Source organism: Allobosea robiniae (assembly GCF_900102525.1).
Lineage (GTDB): Bacteria > Pseudomonadota > Alphaproteobacteria > Rhizobiales > Beijerinckiaceae > Allobosea > Allobosea robiniae.
Window position 1 is genome coordinate 315703 of record NZ_FNBZ01000005.1, and the last position, 16993, is coordinate 332695.

The window sequence follows — 16993 nt, forward strand, 5'->3', positions numbered from 1 at the left end:
GGAGAGAAGCTCGACGCGGCAATACCTGTTACGTCAAGCCCGACAGCTTCAGCCGGCGTGCAAGCCGACGTGCAAGCGGTATGATGCCAGGCCATATATCGAGGAGACGACGTATCGCCGGAGAACGGGTTGCCACACGCAATGCACGGCGCCTGGCCGCCCAGAACCTCAGCTTGAGCAGCAACAGCCACACGGAAAACCGCTGCTTCGGCGACAACCCCGGCAGCACGGTGGTGCCCAGTTCGGCGATCCTCTTGTAAAAGGCGCGCTCCAGGTTCAGCCGATCCGCATCATAGACTTCGTTCAGCCGCCTGATCCACTCGATGAGATGGAAGTAGCCGTCTTTTTCCTGCTGCAGCATATGCCGCAATGCTTCCGCGCTCGCGTCTTCCTGGCCTGTCGGCAGCACCGCTTCGAATGCCGCGCGTGCCGTCTCGCGTTGCTGTGAGGCCAGCACCGTCTCGGCGTCATAATCGGCCAGCAGGCGTGTGGTTTCGCAGTCCGCCTGCGTGAAGAACGGCGGGATCGTCATCTGGGCAGCCTGGGCCACACGCTCGAACACCCCGGCGCAACTGCCGAGCGAGCGGTCGAGCTCGGAGGCGAAGATCGAGCGAAGATGGTCGAACTCTCCCATCAACCGGTCGAGCTCTCGTCTGTAGACTGCCGCCTCCGTGGCATCGACCCGCAGCCGGAAACCTTTGCTGCCCAATGGAACAGGCGTTGCCGGTTCCTCGATCACGCCCGACCGATAAACCGGCGCCGTCGGCGGCATCGACACCGCCGCCTGTCCGCTGCGACCATGCGACTTCCGTGCCAGCCGTTCGCCGATCGCGTCGGCGACGCCTGCGTAAAATGCCTGATAGGTAAAGCGGCCGGAACCGACCAGGTGGTCGAACGCGCGCTGCGTCATCGCTTCCAGCGCTGGCAGGTCGTTCAGGCGCTCAAGCACCGCATCGATGTTGGAGAAATCCTTCTCCAACGAGATGTAGTGCTGATCCGGCACGATGGCGTCCGAGTAGCGTCCCTTGAAGAGAACCATCGGCGTGCGCATCATCGCACATTCGAAGACCCGTGGAGAAATCTGCCCCATCTCGATCTCGCCATCGCGATCGACCACGATCGGCAGGAAATCGGCATAGCTCGGCGACACGCCGCCATTGGCCGCCGCCATCTCCTTGAAACGAGCTTCGATGCTGCCGTCGAAATCGAACACGTTGGAACCCGATTCCGAGCCGAGCATCGCCCGGCAATCGCCGATGAAATCGAACCAGGCCGTGCCGTAGATGCGGCTGGCCTCGTCCATCGCGATATCGGTCGCGATGCCGCGAGCATCGCAAAGTTCCTTCATGCGCCGCCCGATCTCGAACTTGTCGAAGCCGAGGCGCCCGTAACGGCCACCGATGTCCCGCCCACGATAGCCGATGAAGATCGGACGCGCCGCCAGCGGCTTGGGAGAAGGCAGCTCGGCCATCAGGGTTTCGGGGACATAGCCCGTAAAAACCGTGATGAACGTCACGCCAGGAAATTCGGACCGAGGATATACATAGTCGAGGCTGTCCTGCGGGACGCATGTCAGGACAATGTCGAAGCCCAGATCCTTGATTGCCGCCTTGAGGGTATCAGTGCGGTCATATTCATCCTGGACAGCCAGGACCTTGACGCCGCGAAAAGCCGCCAACCTTTCGCGATAGCTGTCCGAGACATAGCCATCAAAGCAAAGCCGGGCGCAGTAGCTATGGAAAACCACATCATAGCTATCGAAATCGAAATCGACCGGCGCATGATGCGTGACGTGAACGAAATCGGTATCGAAGCCGCAGAACCTCTTGAACGCGACCAGATAGTCGAACGTCGTCTGAACATGCGTGCTCGACATCGAGTAAGCGACCAGCGCGCGTTTCACGCTCGACAAATGCAGATCCTCTTTTTTCGCGTTGGCGTGAGATAGGTGGAAGCGAGATCGGTGGTCAAGCACCGAACACCATTCCCTGGAACGGTGCTGCATTATGGCATCGCCGGATCCCGCCGGGGGGAAGAGCTGCCGGCCGCGCCATCGCAGAATTGCGTTGCGTGCGGCCATCTTCTATTCGCAACACAGCATTTGGGCGCACTGGTGGCTGCCCAGCATCGGAACGATCATGCCTCAGATTTTCACCGTCCTCGGCGCCAGGCCACAGTTCATCAAGGCCGCCCCTGTCAGCCGCGCGATTGCGGAAGCAGGCATGACGGAAGTCATCGCTCATACCGGCCAGCACTTCGACGCCTTGATGTCAGACGTGTTCTTCGAAGAGCTAGCGATCCCGAAGCCGGCCTACAATCTCGAGATCAACAGCCTCGGACACGGCGCCATGACGGGCCGGATGCTCGAGAAGCTGGAGGCGGCGATGCTGGCCGAAAAACCCGCCATGGTTCTGGTCTATGGCGACACCAACTCGACCGTAGCCGGGGCGCTCGCCGCATCGAAGCTGCATATCCCGGTCGCTCATGTCGAGGCGGGCCTGCGCTCGTTCAACCGGCGGATGCCGGAGGAGATCAACCGGGTCATCACCGACCATGTCAGCGCATTCCTGTTTTGTCCGACGCAAACCGCCGTGCGGAACCTGAAGAACGAGGGGATCGTCAACGGAGTCCACGCCACCGGCGACGTCATGTTCGACACGACGATCGCCGCCGTAGCGCGCGCGAAAGGGCGCTCAACGATCCTCGACGATTTGAAACTGACCCCGAAGCAGTATTCCGTCGCCACCATCCACCGGGCCGAGAATACGGATGATCCGGCGCGCTTCGCCCGCGTCGTCGCCTGGCTCGAGGACGCGGCGCGCTCCACACCCATCGTCATGCCTGTCCATCCGCGCACCCGCAAGCTGCTCAGCCAGAGCGGTGTCGTGCCAGCCGGCCTGACCCTGATCGACCCGATCGGATATCTCGACATGGCCTCGCTGATCAATCAGTCCGCCGCCGTGTTCACCGATTCCGGCGGCCTGCAGAAGGAAGCCTATTTCCACGGCGTCCCGTGCGTCACATTGCGGGACGAAACCGAATGGGTCGAAACGGTGGAGGCCGGCTGGAATCGCCTCTGGACGGTGCCCGATTATGCGCCACGCCGGGATATCCCGGATTACGGAGACGGCAAGGCGTCCGAATTGATCGCAAGCCTGATCCGGGCTGCCCTCGAAGCGTAGGCCGCCCCTCGAAAGCGGAGCGCGATCGAACGCCGCTCAGGAAACAAAAGACCTGCAGCGTCGGGCCGAAGACGGCGGTCCATCCGATGCTGCACGATGGTCATGCCGAGCCAATCAGGGCCGCAGTTGCGACCTGCCATGGAAGCCGAGTGTCAGGCCCAGACTTTCCACGGCGCTTCGCCGGAACTCCAAAGCCCCTCGAGGAAATTCTTGTCGCGCAACGTGTCCATCGCCGCCCAGAACCCATAATGGCGATAGACCGCCAGACGGCCGCGTGCAGCCAGGGCTTCCAGCGGGCCGCGCTCCCATACCGTCTCGTCCCCGGAGATGAGATCGAACACGCTGGGCTCGCAAACGAAGAAGCCACCGCTGATCCAGCGCCCGTCGCCGCGCGGCTTTTCGATGAAGGCCTTGACGCGGTCGCCTTCGAGATCAAGCTGGCCGAAACGGCCGGCGGGCTGGATCGCGGTCACGGTGCAATCGGTGCCCTGCTCCCGATGGAAGGCGACAAGCTTCCCGAGATCGACATCACTCACGCCGTCGCCATATGTCAGGCAGAAAGTGCCGTCGAGATGCTCACGCACACGCGCGATGCGGCCGCCTGTCTGCGTCGCCTCGCCGGTATCGATCAAGGTGGCGCGCCATGGCTCGGCATTGCGCTGGTGCACCTCCATGGTGTTGGCCTTCATGTCGAAGGTGACGTCGGACATGTGCAGGAAGTAGTTCGCGAAATACTCCTTGATGACATAGCCCTTGTAGCCACAGCAGATCACGAATTCCGTGATCCCGTGCGCGCCATACAGCTTCATGATGTGCCAGATGATCGGCTTTCCGCCGATCTCGATCATCGGCTTGGGCCGCAGGTAGGATTCTTCGCTGATGCGCGTGCCAAACCCGCCGGCCAGTATCACAGCTTTCATGGCTGTTCGCGCACTCCACGCTCCTCCGAGGCAAGTCGCTCTACCTTTTCCAGAACAAGGCCGCAAGGCGAGGGCTTTCGCATCGAAGGCGACATCTGGTATCACGCCGGACATGAGCGGCAGGCGAGACCATAGGATGCGCCTGGCCCGCGGGAAACCACATGATCCGTCCTGAATTCTGGCGCGACAAGCGCGTCTTTCTTACCGGACATACCGGCTTCAAAGGCACATGGACGAGCTTGCTGCTCGCCAGGCTGGGAGCGCATGTGACGGGCTACAGCCTGTCTCCGGAAACCTCGCCGAGCCTGTTCGAACTGTCAGGTGGAGCGAACATCGTCGCGGCCCATATCACCGCCGATATCCGCGACCAGGCCACACTGACCAGCGCCATGCGGCAGGCGAAACCGGAGGTCGTCATCCATATGGCGGCGCAGTCGCTGGTTCGCCGCTCCTATCGCAATCCCACGGAAACCTTCGACGTCAACGTGATGGGGACCGCTCACGTCCTCGAAGCGATCCGTGCGACGCCCGAGGTGCGAGCCGGTATCATCGTCACCACCGACAAGGTCTATGACCTTTCCGGCGACACAAGCCCGCGCAAGGAGACAGACCCTCTCGGGGGACATGATCCCTACAGCGCCAGCAAGGCAGCCGCCGAAATCCTGACGCAATCCTGGCGCCAGAGCTTCTTCGTCGGACAAGCGGATGCAAGCCCCGCCAATACCGCCACCGTCCGGTCCGGCAACGTCATCGGCGGCGGCGACTGGTCGCAGGATCGGATCGTCACAGATCTTGTTGCGGCCTTGTCGGCGGGGCGCGAGGTGGAGTTGCGCTATCCGGACAGCGTCAGGCCCTGGCTCTACGTACTGGATACATTGACCGGCTACCTCATGCTGGCCGAGCGACTCCATGGCGGCACCCGCGCATTCGCCGAAGCCTGGAATTTCGGGCCGCTCGCCGGCGAGGAGATGCGCGTGCGTGACGTCGTCTCGCTGTTTGGCCAGGAATGGGGCGGCCGCGGCGGCTGGCGACAGGCGGCTGGCTCCCAACCCGCCGAGGCTCCTCTGCTGCGCCTCGATCCGGGCAAGGCCGTGGACCAGCTCGGCTGGCGGCCATCCCTCGGCCAGGCGGAAGCCATTCGCGAGACCGCAGCCTGGTATCGCGCCTTCCTGACGCAGCAGGCCGACGCCGCAAGCCTGTGCCGCGCACACATCGAACGGCATTTGTCACGCATCGAACAGGCCAGCCCTGCGGCATCTTGAAAGTACATCGCTTTGTCGAGACCTGAGCAACACTCCTCTTCGGCCGTTCGGCCGCGGTTTTCCGTGCTGATTCCGACCCGGGATCGGCCAGCTTATGTCAGGAATGCCCTGGAAAGCGTCCTGAACCAGAGCTTCGGCGATTTCGAGGTCGTCGTCTGCGACAATTACAAGAACGCCTCCTGCAAGGCGGAGGTCGAGGCCTTCGCCGACGGGCGCATCCGCTACGTCACACCGCCCTCGCCCCTGGCCATGCACGAGAACTGGGAATTCGCCATCGATCAGGCCCGCGGCGATTTCGTGCTGGTCCTGATCGACAAGACGCTCCTGCGGCTGAACGCACTGGAGCGCCTGCAGGCTGCTACGCAGAGCCACCCGGCAGAGGTCTATTCCTGGACCTCGGACGCCTATTACCTGACGCATGAGCAGGAAGGCGATGTTGGACGAGGCTATCTGGTCCCCGTGCGCGGGGCAGGCGAGCCGTTCTATGTCGACTGCAAGCAGGAAATGGCCGCGCGTGTCTCGTTCCGCCAGCGGCTGGGCACCGAAGGACCGGCCTATGCCTACGGCAAGATCTGTTTCGGGGCCTATTCGCAAGCGCTGATCGCGCGCATCAAGCAGCGCTTCGGCAGGGTCTGCCCGCTGATATCGCCCGACTACACCTCAAAGACCGTGGCGCTGCTGTCGACTGACAGGCTGGTAGACCTCAACAACTCCTGCACTGTAAGCCTGAACACGAACATCTCCAACGGCATGCTGTTCTCGCAAAACACGGCCCGTGCTCGACGTTTCCTGGCAGAAGGCGGCTTCTCGGCCGCAGATTTCGCCGATCTACCCATTCCCCATGTATTCTGCTCGGTACACAACATCTGCGCCTATGACTGGCGGATGATCGACCAGGCCATTCCCGGCCATGATTACAAATCCGAAAGCCTGGATCTCGCCGCCCTGTACGTCCAGACGCAGATGGACCTCGCGGCTATCCGGGATTGGGCTTCGGAAGAGGAAAGGCAGCTGATCACCGGCCATATGCAGGCATTCCTGCAAAATGCCCCGATGGAGTTGCGCGAGCGGATTTTCGCTTTCCGCACGCAGCTCGCGGACGAAGCGAACGGCAGGCGCGAAGAAGCCGTCGCAGATCGCGAAGCGGCGGCCAAGGCCTATGAAGACTGGATCAGGGATCGCGAAGACAATGTCGCCTCGCGCGAGAAAGCCATGCTTGTTCGCGAGGAAGCCGTCAGCTCGCGCGAAGCCGCTCTTCAGCACACCGCGACATGGTTCGCGCCGGCCGTGTGGCTCTACCGACACCTGAGGCATATCCGGGACGCGGCGAGGGGACTTCCGCAAAGCGCCGCGCACGACCAGGCCACGCTTGCGGCGTCAACAACGCCTGCTGCCGGAACCGGAGAGCCTGAAGTAGCCCCAGGTCCGGTCATCAATGGGTATCCTGCTTTTGGATCGACCCTCGCCGCCCTGCGTTATGCCGAGAGCGAATTCTATCGCTACCCCATTCCGCAACCGGCGCCCGCTGGCGGCTTCTGACAGCCGTCAGCCGATCCGCTTGAGGAAGCCATCCGGCGCAACCGTGATCAGCAGCTTGTTCTCGACCGCCTTATCGATGGCGAACCGGTTGTTGCTTGCGAGGAATTCGCGCACGGCAGTCTTGGCGTTGTTCCCTCGGCTCCATGGCCTGTCGGCGAACATATCCTCAGGCAGGTCCTCGATGACCGTGTCGAAAACAACGCAATAGCTGCCGACGCTGACCATCGGCGCGTAGGCTTCCAGCTCCGCGAGGACATGCTCGTGGGTGTGATTGCTGTCGAGGCTGACGAGAACGGTTCGCGCATCGCCGACCAGCGCCCGCACCTGCTCGACGATGCCGGAATCCACGGATGAGCCCTGCAACATCGTGATGCGCTGCGCCAACGGGTGCGCTTCGATCGCCTCCCGGTTGTGCTGGCGGATATCGATGTCCACGCCGATGACTTTGCGCTTCGGCGCCGCTGGATCCAGCTTTTCGCCAGCCTGCGCGGCCTCAAACAGATCGAGCATCGCGAGCAGCGAGGCGGAAAGGATGAGCGACCCTCCATGCGCAATACCGGTTTCCACGATGACGTCGGGCTTCACCGTCCAGATCAGCTCCTGGAAGGCGACGATATCCTGTGGGTACTGGATGATCGGGCGACCAAGCCAGGAGAAATGATATGAGTACTTCGCGGCGTTCGCAGCCGTGAACCAATCACGCGTTAAAGCCTTGAGCCGGGCATCTTCACCCTGCGCGGCGACTTCACGCTCACATTCTTCAAGAAAGCGCTGATGCGGGTCGGTCATCTTACTTCCTTTATCGAGACCATGATCTCATAGGTCCGGCCGCCATCCGCGAAACGGCAGCCTGGCTTGCCTGGGAATGTCCGAGCGCGCAGGCGATTGAGCAGGTCTCGGGGTGTTGTGGGGGTGTCCAGCGCGATCCAGGAGGCCGGATCGAGCTCGCTGGCACGGTGAAATGACCCCTTCGTCAGGTCCTGCGGCACCGGGGTTATCTGGCCAGCCCGGAGGCGAGGGTAGGTATCCTTCACCAAGCGGCTCATCGCCACGCCGGCGCGCAGATACAGTGTCTCGCCCGTATCTTCCCAATCATAGGCGAGCTCCGACTGAGCAATGACCGGGCCGGCATCAACCCCTTCTTCGACCTTATGGAGCGTGACGCCGAAAGGAGCCTGCTCGACGATAGCCCAAAAATTGTAATGCTTGCCGCGGTTATGCGGCAGCAGGCTGGGATGGGTATTGACGAAGCCCAGTCTCGGCAGAGCGATCAAGGGCGCCTTGATGATATGCGGCCACCACAACAGCAGACCGAGATCGAAGGAAAGCCCGCGCTGCTCCACGAGAGCAGCGAGCTGAGCGCTGCCTTCAAACGGAACACTGGGCAGGTTTGCGGCGCGCGCAGCAGCGCTGATGGTATTCTCGCCGGTCGTTACGATCAGCCCGATATCGGCGCGATGATGCGCGATCAGCCAATCAGTGCACTCCGCTCCAACGGCACCATCCGCCAGGATCAACACGCGCGTCATGGCACGGTCATCGTGCCGCCGGGCGCGCAAGCCGGCGCAGCACGGCGCTGACACGCCCAAGATCCTCCTCGGTCATGTCGTGATAGCTTGGCAAGTTGATGGCCCGCTCGGGAATATCGTAAGCGAGTTTGTTCGCCGCCACCGGCGAAAACATGGGGAGCGAGGAAAGCGGGTGAAAGAACACCCGGGCGTCGATATCCGCCTCCTTGAAAGCCGCCTGCATCGCCTCACGGGTAACACCGCTTTCGCGATCGAACACGACGGTCGGCATCCAGGCGCCGTTCTGCGTGCCGGGCGGCTCCGGGTTCATGGATAGGGACTGCAAATCGGCAAGCGCGGCCTTGTAACTCGCCAGAATCGCACGCTTGCGGGCGATGAGTTCGTCGATCCGCTCGATCTGAGCCAATCCGATGGCAGCCTGAATGTTCGATATCTTGTATTTGAAGCCGACCATATCGGGCCAGAATTGCTTTGGCTGGCCACGCGCACGGCCGTGGTTCGACAAGGTCAGCACCTGCTCGTATAGCGCGCTGTCATTCGTAACGAAGGCACCACCCTCGCCAGTCGTCATCGTCTTGGTGCCATGGAAGGAAAACGCGCCGAACGCCCCGATGCTTCCGGCGGACTGCCCGTGATAGACCGAGCCAAGCGCCTCTGCCGCATCCTCGATCAGGTGGAGACGATGTTTGTCCGCTAGTTCCTGCAGCGGCTTCATATCACACAGGTTGCCGTAGATGTGCACGGCGAGAATCGCCTTGGTGCGCGGGGTGATGGCGGCAGCGACCTTTTCCGGTGACAGGCACCAGCTTTCCCGGTCGATGTCGACGAACACCGGCGTCGCGCCGAGATGCACGATCGGAGCCGCGCTGGCGACCCAGTTCGTATCAGCGAGGATAACCTCATCCCCCGGCCCGATGCCGAGCGCCGCCATGCCCATATGCAGCGCACCGGTGCAGCTCGATGTGGCAATGGCATGCTTGACGCCGAGATGCGCGGCAAAGGCGGCTTCGAACCGGTAGATGTAATCATAGCAATGCTCGCCCCAGCCGTTCCGGGCGGCGTCGGTGGCATAGTCCACCTCGCGCGACGTAATCGAAGGCTTCGTATAGGCGATGCGCGCGCTCATATGACACTCAGTCCCGGCACGGCCGTGACGAACCTTGTCCCGTGCGCAGCCAAGGGGGCGAGCTGCGCGCGAACCTCGTCGGCGATGTTCCAAGGCAGGATGAGCACATAATCCGGCCGGCGATCGGCCAGCGCCTGCGGCGGCAAAACGGGAATGTGGCTACCTGGCATGAAGCGCCCCTGCTTGGCGGGCGCAGCATCACATATGAAAGGCAGAAGATCGCGCTTCACGCCCGCGAAATTCAGGAGGGTATTGCCCTTGGCGGCGGCTCCATAGCCTGCGACGGACATTCCTTCACGCCTGGCCGCGAGCAGGAACGCCAGCAAGTCGTCCTTCACCTGCTCGGCGCGCCGCTGGAAACCGTCATATGGCCCGGTCTCACGCAGGCCGCGCTTCTCTTCTTCGGCCAGCACCGCTGCCACCGCCGGCCGTTCCGCATGGCCGGCTCGAGCACGGCAGCCGTAGATTCTGAGGCTGCCGCCATGGGTCGGCAACTCCTCGACATCGAACACACGCAACCCCGCGCTTTCGAAGATGCGCTTCGCCACCGACAACGAGAGATAGGAAAAGTGCTCATGATAGGTCGTGTCGAACTGGCAGTGTTCGATCAACCGCATCAGGTGCGGAAACTCCAGGGTGATTACGCCCTCCGGCTTCACCAGAGCAGCAAGTCCGCGGGTAAAATCGTTGATGTCCGGTACGTGCGCGTAAACATTGTTGCCGATGACGAGATCGGCGCCGCGCCCTTCGGCCGCGAGGCGTTTTCCCATGGCTTCGCCGAAGAACTCGCGCAGGACGGGGATACCGAGTTCCTCGGCCGCGTCGGCCGTGCCGGCTGTAGGCTCGATGCCGAGGCAGGGAATCCCGCTCTCGACGAAATTGCGCAGGAGGTAACCGTCATTGCTGGCGACCTCGACGACGAAGCTCGCCGGCGTCAGAGCGAGGCGCTCCGTGATCATCGCACAATAGCGCGCCGCATGATCGAGCCAACTCCTCGAGGTCGACGAGAAATAGGCGTAGTCAGCCTTGAACATCTCGTCGGCAGCGGCATGGTCCTGGGTCTGCACCAGACGGCAGTCGTCACAGACGAAGAGGCGCAACGGATAGGTCATTTCCGCGCGGTCGAGATCGCCTTCGCTCAGATAGGCATTCGACAGAGGCGCATGACCCAGGTCGAGAAAGACGCGCGACAGAGGTGTCTGGCAGTGACGACAGTTCATGGGCGTAAAGGCTTCAAATCCGACAGGTTGGGAAGCGAGGCATCACGCGCCGAAAGCCCGGTCACACCCAGCGGCCAGGAAATGCCCAGCGCGGGATCGAGGGCGTTGAGGCCAGCCTGTCGGAGCGGGTCGAACATCGTATCATGCAGATATAGAAGCTCGGTATCGGGTTCAAGCGCTTGAAACCCGTGGGCAAAGCCTGCGGGAACGTAGACCATGCTCCTGTTGGCGGCCGTCAGTTCCAGCCCGATCCACCGCCCGAAATGAGGCGAGTCTGCCCGAATATCCACGATGACGTCGAAGATCGCACCGCGGATGCAGCGGACGATCTTGGCTTCGATCGAGGGCGCGCTCTGATAATGCAGGCCACGCAGGGTGCCCGCCTGCCTGTTGTAGGAGATGTTGGCCTGGACCCAGTGCGTCGGCAGCCCCTGCGCGGCGAATTCCTCCATGCAGAATGCGCGGGCGAAAAAGCCGCGGTCATCCTCCAGCCTCTCCAGCTCGATTCGGCATGCATCGGCCAGGCCGGCTGCCGAAAAACCAAGCGGAGAGAAGATCATCGCACGCTCACATCACCATTGCGGGATACCGCCGCGCCAGCACATCAAACAACCGAGGCTGGCAACCGCCGCGATAGCACCCCATCCGATATCCAACAACCTCGCCAGGAACAGCCGCGACGGTTGCCGCGCCGAGCGCACCGCGATAAGAGCACGCAGCCGAGGTCCATCGGCAATCGCAACCGAGTGTCGCGGTGAACAATCCGGCTTCACCGTCACGTTGCGCAGACAGGCTTCCTCACATGAGCAGCTCGTCTCGCAGCCGCCGACGCTGCCCGTACCGCCAGGGGACGCGTATCAAAGATGATGCTCAAGGCTCCTGATATCCAGGCGTGTGCCCCGCGGGCAAGGCGTTGATGACATGAAACATGCTCTGAGCAAGGTGCGGCACGCACTGACGACCTATAGCGCGGTCGATCTGCGGAATTTCCTGAACTTCGTCGCGTTGAGCATGAAAGACAGGTATCTCGGCTCCCGGCTTGGTCTGGCCTGGGCGATCGTCAGCCCGCTGCTGATGCTCTCGATCTTCACCTTCGTGTTCGGCTTCGTGTTCAAGTCGAAATTGCCGGGATCCGACACAAGCCTCAGCTACGTCATCTGGCTGATCGCCGGATACGGACCCTGGCTTTTCACCGCCGAGGGGTTGAGCTCGTCCACGGGCGCCTTCGTGAAGCACTCGGCCCTGATCCGCAACATCAGCTTCCGCCAGGAACTCCTGGTGTTCGCGGAGGCGCTGACCGGCATCGTTCCGTTGCTCGTCGCCGTGTCGTTCCTGGCTGTCCTGCTGGTGGCCGACGGCCGCACGCCGAGCCTGTCATGGAGCATCATCCCGCTCATCCTGCTGGCACAATACATCCTCGTCTGCGGTCTCGGCCTCATTCTCGGCTCGATCAACGTGTTCGCTCGCGACGTCATGTTCGCGCTGCCGAACATCCTGCTGGTCGTCCTGTTCGCTTCACCGATCTTCTATCCGATCACGGCCTTTCCGCAGTCCGTGCAGCACATCACGGCCTACAACCCGATCTATGTGATCCTGGAATCCTATCGGGCACCTATCCTCAACGCCGAGTTCCCTTCGCTATGGACCATCGGCTACTCGTTCGCGTGCGCGATCGGCGTCTTCCTCATCGGCATGATGTTCTTCCTGCGGCTCCGCCCCTATTTCGATTCGCGGCTGTGAAGCCGCGCGGGAACGACAGCATGTCCAACAGCGCCTCCGGACAACGGCCCGCCATCGAGGCGCAGCGCGTCTCGAAGGATTTCTTCCTGCTGGAGAACGCGAGCGTCTGGGATCTGCTGTCGGGCCGCCATGAGCTGCCGGCGCATCGTGCCCTTCACGACGTCACGCTTTCGGTGCCTCACGGTGAGATCGTGGGCGTTCTGGGCAATAACGGCGCCGGCAAGAGCACGCTGCTGCGCACGCTCGGCGGAATCTACGCGCCCTCGGCCGGCCTGGTGACACTGCACGGCGACGTCTCGGCGATCTTCGAGCTCGGCGTGGCGAGCAACGAATTCCTGTCCGGGCGGGAATACGCCCTGCGGACCTTCGAGCAGATGTCCGGACCGGCAGACGACCGGCAGGTCTATCTGGCCGAGGTGGAGGAGTTCGCCGAACTTGGCGAGCACTTCGACAAGCCCGTGAAAACCTATTCCGCCGGCATGAAGGCCCGATTGTTCTTCGCCGTCGCCACGAGTTTTCGGAAAAGCATCTTCCTCATTGACGAAGTCCTGTCGGTTGGCGATTCCTATTTCCGGGCCCGATGCTGGCAGCGTATGCGGGATTTCAAGCGCCGCGGCGTTTCGGGCATCCTTGCGACCCATGATTGGTCGAGCGTGCTCAAATTGTGCGAGCGGTGCTACGTTCTCGATCACGGCAAGGTCGCGCTGAGTGGCGACAGTTACCCGGTCGTACGGCAATATCTCGGCCTGGAACAGGATTTCGAGCGCGCCGACGTCTGGCTGACGGACGCGTTGCCGACCAGCTATCGCGGCCGGCCGTTCGAGGAGCTGCAGCTCAGCTTTCCCCTGCACGCCGATGACAAGACCGTCGTCAGCATCCTCGTCAGCCTCGAACTGACCGATCGCACCGTCGGCTGGGAGAACGTCATGCTGCTCGACCCCCAGGAGGCGGTCCTCGAAAAGGGGGAGAATACGGTGAGCGTGCGGATTCCTCATCTGCCGTTGGTCCCGGGCAGCTACATGCTCCATATCGGCGTGCTCCGCCGCACTCCCGGGACGGGAGAGGTGGTCACACTGGACGCACGCACCTGGTACCATGGCAATTCCCTCTCCCTCGTCATCGAAGGGGACGAGACGCCCGGGGTTGCGAGCCTGAATCTGGTGGGACGTGTCAGAAGGCGCTCGCCATGAAGCCTCATATCCGCATCCAGGGCCTCAGCAAGGCGTATCCGGAATCGATCACCGAGGCCGACGAGGTGATCCGCCACTATCTCGCCGACGACACGGCCCGGCAGGCCGCCGGCGTGTCCTTCGCGCTACGGGACATCTCGTTCGAAGTTGCGGACGGAGAGCGGATCGGCCTGATCGGCGCCAACGGCGCAGGCAAGACGACGCTGATGCGAATCCTGACCGGGCTCGCCATGCCTTCGACCGGCCGGGTCGAGGTCGAGGGCAAGCTGCAAGCTATCCTGACCATCGGTGCAAGCCTGCGCGAGGACATGACCGGCCGCGAGAACCTGTTGCTCGCGGCCCGGCTCGCCGGCCATCCGGAGGAGCGGCTGCCGGCGGTCACCGAAGACATGATCGACTTCGCCGGTCTCGACCACTTCATCGACTGGCCTGTGCGAACCTACTCCTCCGGCATGAAGGCGCGGCTCAGCTTCGCCGGCGCCATTTTCATCGACCCCGAAATCCTGCTCATCGACGAGGCCCTCTCGGTCGGAGACCGGACCTTTGCCGACAAGGCGACGGCGGCCGTCCGCAAACTCTGCGAAGCCGGGCGGATCGTGATGATCGTCTCGCATTCCGTCGAGACCATCACGGCCATGTGCGACCGCTGCATCTGGCTGGACAATGGCCGGCTGGTCATGGACGGCCCGGCCAAGGAGGTCGGGGAAGCCTATGAGCAGGCCATGCGCCTCAAATTCGAACGCGCCATGATCAGCTCTTCGCAAAGCCGCAATGCGACGCTCGACTCACGCATCGTCGCCATGAGCGACCTGGCCATCGACATGAAGCAGGCACCGGCGACCGACGCCATGCCGATGCCGAGCCCGATGCTGACGCTTTCCTGCGATCTCACGCTGGCCGCATCAGTCGCATCGCTCGATGTCGAGTTGCAGGTGGAGCGGCTCGACGGCCTCCTGATCGCGCGCAACCGAACGACCCTGCCCGGCCCCCACGAGCCCGGGGAGATCACGATCGAAATCGATGCACCGGAATTCTTCCTCGCATCGGGTTTCTATATGATCGGGCTGGGCATCTCCGCGGACGGGGCGCTCCTCGCGCAGCTCGGCGGGCAGATCCAGATTCAGTCGGAAATCGTCTACAAGCACGGAACACCGACCCTGGCCTGGCCGATGTTCCTTTCCACGTCACCAGGTTGAGGCGAGCCTGGTTTCAGGAGCACCGCGGCTTCACACCGCGTATTTACGCACATCGGGCACGAAATGCGCATGGCTCATCATGCAGCGCATGATCGTCGGCTTGTTCGCTTTCGTCCATTCGACCGTGCGACGGACGCCCTCCTCATGCGGCACCTCAGCGACGAAGCCGAGCTTTTCGCGGGCCTTGTCGGTCGAGGCGAAACGCTGGCCCGAGCGGTCCCAGTCGCGCGCCGGCGTCAGGGCGATCGGGGTGGCATTGCCGGTCGCGGCATTGATCCGCTCGGCGAGCTCGCGGATCGATATTTCGGCACCCGAACCAAGGTTGTAGATCTCGCCGGGCTCGCCCTTCAGGCCGCAGGCCATGAGGCCGCGCGCCATGTCCTCGACGAAGATGAAGTCGCGGGTGGCGATGCCGCCGTTCTCGACGGGCAGGGCCTCGCCGTGCAGCGACTTCCAGATGAAGGTCGGCGTCACGTTGCGCCAGACCGTCGCCGGCGTGCCGCGCCAGCGGCCGGCACCCAGGATCTCGCCGGGTCCATAGACGTTCTGGAACCGTGCCTTGACGAAAGGCAGGCCGTGCCGGGTGAAATAATAGTTCCCGTACATCTCGCCGATCAGCTTCGAGATCGAGTACGGGCTGTCGTGGAAGAGCGAGACCTGAGCGTCCTCGGTGGTCGCGGTCGCGCCATCGAAGGTCTTGGCGGCGACCGCGCAGCCGGCCGCCGAATAGACCACCTTCTTCAGCGACTTGATGTCCTTCAGCCGCTCGAACAGCTTCAGCGTGGTCAGCGTATTGTTCTCGTGATCCATCAGCGGATCGTGGATCGAGGACTGGTTCCCGTGGAAGCAGGCGAGGTGATAGGCGTAGTCGAGGTCGTCGTCGAGCTCGGCCAGGATGCGATCGCTGGTGATCGGGCCGGAAACCAGCTTCACCGCCGGATCGTCGGGAACATTGACCGGATCAGCCGAGAGGAAGTTGTCGACGATCGTCAGCTTGCGCGGCTTTTCGCGCAGGATCTGCTTGACGAGGTTGGAGCCGACGAAGCCGGCGCCGCCGACCACCAGCACATTCTTGCCAGCAAAGCTTTCGGTCATGAGAATATCCGTGCGGAAGAGGGGAAAGCGCGAGGCCGCCGATCGCCGATCAGGCCTTGGCCGGCGGGGCCTTGAGATGGCTGTAGATCGCGGTCACGCCATGGACGTCGTACCAGGCCAGCATGCGCCGGATCGTCTGCTCGAAGGAGTAGCGCGGCCGCCAGCCGAAGGTTTCGATCGTCTTCGAGGGATCGAGCACGACCGCGGGCGCGTCGTCCGCCCCGGGCTCCACCTCCGGCACCGGCTCATTGAGCGTGATGCCGAGATGGTCGACGACGATGTCGAAGATCTCCTTGATCGTGTGGCCGGTCCCGGTCGAGACGTTGAACACGCCGCTCGGCGCGCCCTCGGCCATGACCGCGTCCATCACCGAGAAGAAATCGTCCATGTCGATGAAGTCCCGCACGGTCCTGGAGCAGAAGCAGCCCTTGCCGGCCTTCAGTCGCGTGTAGAAGGTCGGGATCGGGCCGATCGCCAGGCGCGGACCGGTCACATTGGCGAGCCTGAGCGAGACGAAGGGCAGGCCGGAGACGGCGAGGTAGTTCTCGCCGGCCTGTTTCGAGATGCCGTAGCTGGTGAACGGACGGGCCGGCGCATCGGCCGGGATCGGCAGTGCCTCGGGCCGGCCATAGCCGAGCGCCGTGTGGAAGTTCACGAAGCGCTTGACGCCCACTGCCTTCGCCGCCTCGACGACATGGATCGTGCCCTCGACATTGGTGCGCGTATCCTCAAGCCAGTCGTCCGGGTCCTTGTAGGCCGCGGCCGAATGGATGACGTGGCTCGGCCTGAATTCGGCGAACAGGTTGTCGACCAGGGCGCGGTCCTGGACCTTGCCCTCGACGACGGTCAGCCCCGGATGCGCCTCCGGCAGCGAGCCGCGCTGGCCCGTGGCGAAATTGTCGAGCACCAGCACCTGGTGCCCGGCATCGAGATAGCGCTCGGTCAGGTTCGAGCCGAGGCAGCCGGCGCCGCCGGTGAGCAGGATGCGCATCAT

General features: G+C 62.9%; 15 protein-coding genes. 6 read left to right on the plus strand and 9 right to left on the minus strand.

Annotation, left to right across the window (positions count from 1 at the left end; genetic code table 11):
* Window positions 1-28: 28 nt before the first annotated feature.
* Complete coding sequence (locus BLQ70_RS15915; protein WP_139163566.1) at window positions 29-2080, minus strand: hypothetical protein; 2052 nt, start codon at window positions 2078-2080, stop codon at window positions 29-31.
* Window positions 2081-2138: 58 nt separating this feature from the next.
* On the opposite strand from BLQ70_RS15915, the gene wecB reads away from it, so the two are divergent.
* Window positions 2139-3182 carry a non-hydrolyzing UDP-N-acetylglucosamine 2-epimerase gene (wecB, locus tag BLQ70_RS15920; protein ID WP_091858844.1) on the plus strand — a complete coding sequence of 348 codons (1044 nt, stop codon included), beginning with the start codon at window positions 2139-2141 and terminating at the stop codon, window positions 3180-3182.
* A gap of 152 nt (window positions 3183-3334) precedes the next feature.
* Here wecB and rfbF read toward each other — a convergent pair whose 3' ends face one another.
* The gene (rfbF, locus tag BLQ70_RS15925; RefSeq protein ID WP_091858438.1) at window positions 3335-4102 is read right to left on the minus strand and encodes a glucose-1-phosphate cytidylyltransferase; all 768 of its coding nucleotides are present in this window, start codon (window positions 4100-4102) and stop codon (window positions 3335-3337) included.
* A gap of 161 nt (window positions 4103-4263) precedes the next feature.
* Between rfbF and rfbG the strand changes: the two genes are divergently transcribed.
* Both rfbG and BLQ70_RS15935 read left to right on the plus strand, forming a co-directional pair.
* Window positions 4264-5364 (plus strand): CDP-glucose 4,6-dehydratase, encoded by a 1101-nt coding sequence (gene rfbG, locus BLQ70_RS15930; RefSeq protein ID WP_091858442.1) that lies wholly within the window; start codon window positions 4264-4266, stop codon window positions 5362-5364.
* 63 nt (window positions 5365-5427) lie between these two features.
* Window positions 5428-6903, plus strand: a complete 1476-nt coding sequence (locus BLQ70_RS15935) for a glycosyltransferase family 2 protein (RefSeq protein ID WP_170843434.1) — start codon at window positions 5428-5430, stop codon at window positions 6901-6903.
* Window positions 6904-6909: 6 nt separating this feature from the next.
* Here the strand turns inward: BLQ70_RS15935 and BLQ70_RS15940 are convergent, their stop codons facing one another.
* Genes BLQ70_RS15940 through rfbC form a run of 5 tightly spaced genes read right to left on the minus strand, consistent with a single transcriptional unit; the run spans window position 6910 to window position 11338 of the window.
* Complete coding sequence (locus BLQ70_RS15940) at window positions 6910-7692, minus strand: cephalosporin hydroxylase family protein (RefSeq protein ID WP_091858448.1); 783 nt, start codon at window positions 7690-7692, stop codon at window positions 6910-6912.
* Window positions 7689-8432: a formyltransferase family protein gene (locus BLQ70_RS15945; protein ID WP_091858451.1), complete on the minus strand. Its 744-nt coding sequence runs from the start codon at window positions 8430-8432 to the stop codon at window positions 7689-7691. The genes BLQ70_RS15940 and BLQ70_RS15945 overlap by 4 nt, the downstream gene beginning before the upstream one ends.
* A gap of 7 nt (window positions 8433-8439) precedes the next feature.
* A complete protein-coding gene (locus BLQ70_RS15950) occupies window positions 8440-9558 on the minus strand; it encodes a DegT/DnrJ/EryC1/StrS family aminotransferase (RefSeq protein ID WP_091858454.1) in 1119 nt (372 codons plus the stop codon).
* Complete coding sequence (locus BLQ70_RS15955) at window positions 9555-10778, minus strand: class I SAM-dependent methyltransferase (RefSeq protein WP_091858457.1); 1224 nt, start codon at window positions 10776-10778, stop codon at window positions 9555-9557. Before BLQ70_RS15955 ends, BLQ70_RS15950 begins: the two co-directional genes overlap by 4 nt.
* Window positions 10775-11338, minus strand: coding sequence for a dTDP-4-dehydrorhamnose 3,5-epimerase (gene rfbC / locus BLQ70_RS15960; RefSeq protein ID WP_091858460.1), 564 nt, complete (start codon window positions 11336-11338; stop codon window positions 10775-10777). The genes BLQ70_RS15955 and rfbC overlap by 4 nt, the downstream gene beginning before the upstream one ends.
* A 361-nt stretch (window positions 11339-11699) precedes the next feature.
* Between rfbC and BLQ70_RS15965 the strand changes: the two genes are divergently transcribed.
* Genes BLQ70_RS15965 through BLQ70_RS15975 form a run of 3 tightly spaced genes read left to right on the plus strand, consistent with a single transcriptional unit; the run spans window position 11700 to window position 14904 of the window.
* On the plus strand, window positions 11700-12518 hold the full coding sequence (locus BLQ70_RS15965; protein WP_091858463.1) for an ABC transporter permease: 819 nt from the start codon (window positions 11700-11702) through the stop codon (window positions 12516-12518).
* A gap of 20 nt (window positions 12519-12538) precedes the next feature.
* Window positions 12539-13708: an ABC transporter ATP-binding protein gene (locus BLQ70_RS15970; protein WP_170843435.1), complete on the plus strand. Its 1170-nt coding sequence runs from the start codon at window positions 12539-12541 to the stop codon at window positions 13706-13708.
* Complete coding sequence (locus tag BLQ70_RS15975; RefSeq protein WP_091858469.1) at window positions 13705-14904, plus strand: ABC transporter ATP-binding protein; 1200 nt, start codon at window positions 13705-13707, stop codon at window positions 14902-14904. The genes BLQ70_RS15970 and BLQ70_RS15975 overlap by 4 nt, the downstream gene beginning before the upstream one ends.
* Window positions 14905-14934: 30 nt before the next feature.
* Here the strand turns inward: BLQ70_RS15975 and BLQ70_RS15980 are convergent, their stop codons facing one another.
* On the minus strand, window positions 14935-15999 hold the full coding sequence (locus BLQ70_RS15980; protein WP_091858470.1) for an NAD-dependent epimerase/dehydratase family protein: 1065 nt from the start codon (window positions 15997-15999) through the stop codon (window positions 14935-14937).
* Between the two features lie 49 nt (window positions 16000-16048).
* Complete coding sequence (locus BLQ70_RS15985; protein ID WP_210184307.1) at window positions 16049-16993, minus strand: NAD-dependent epimerase/dehydratase family protein; 945 nt, start codon at window positions 16991-16993, stop codon at window positions 16049-16051.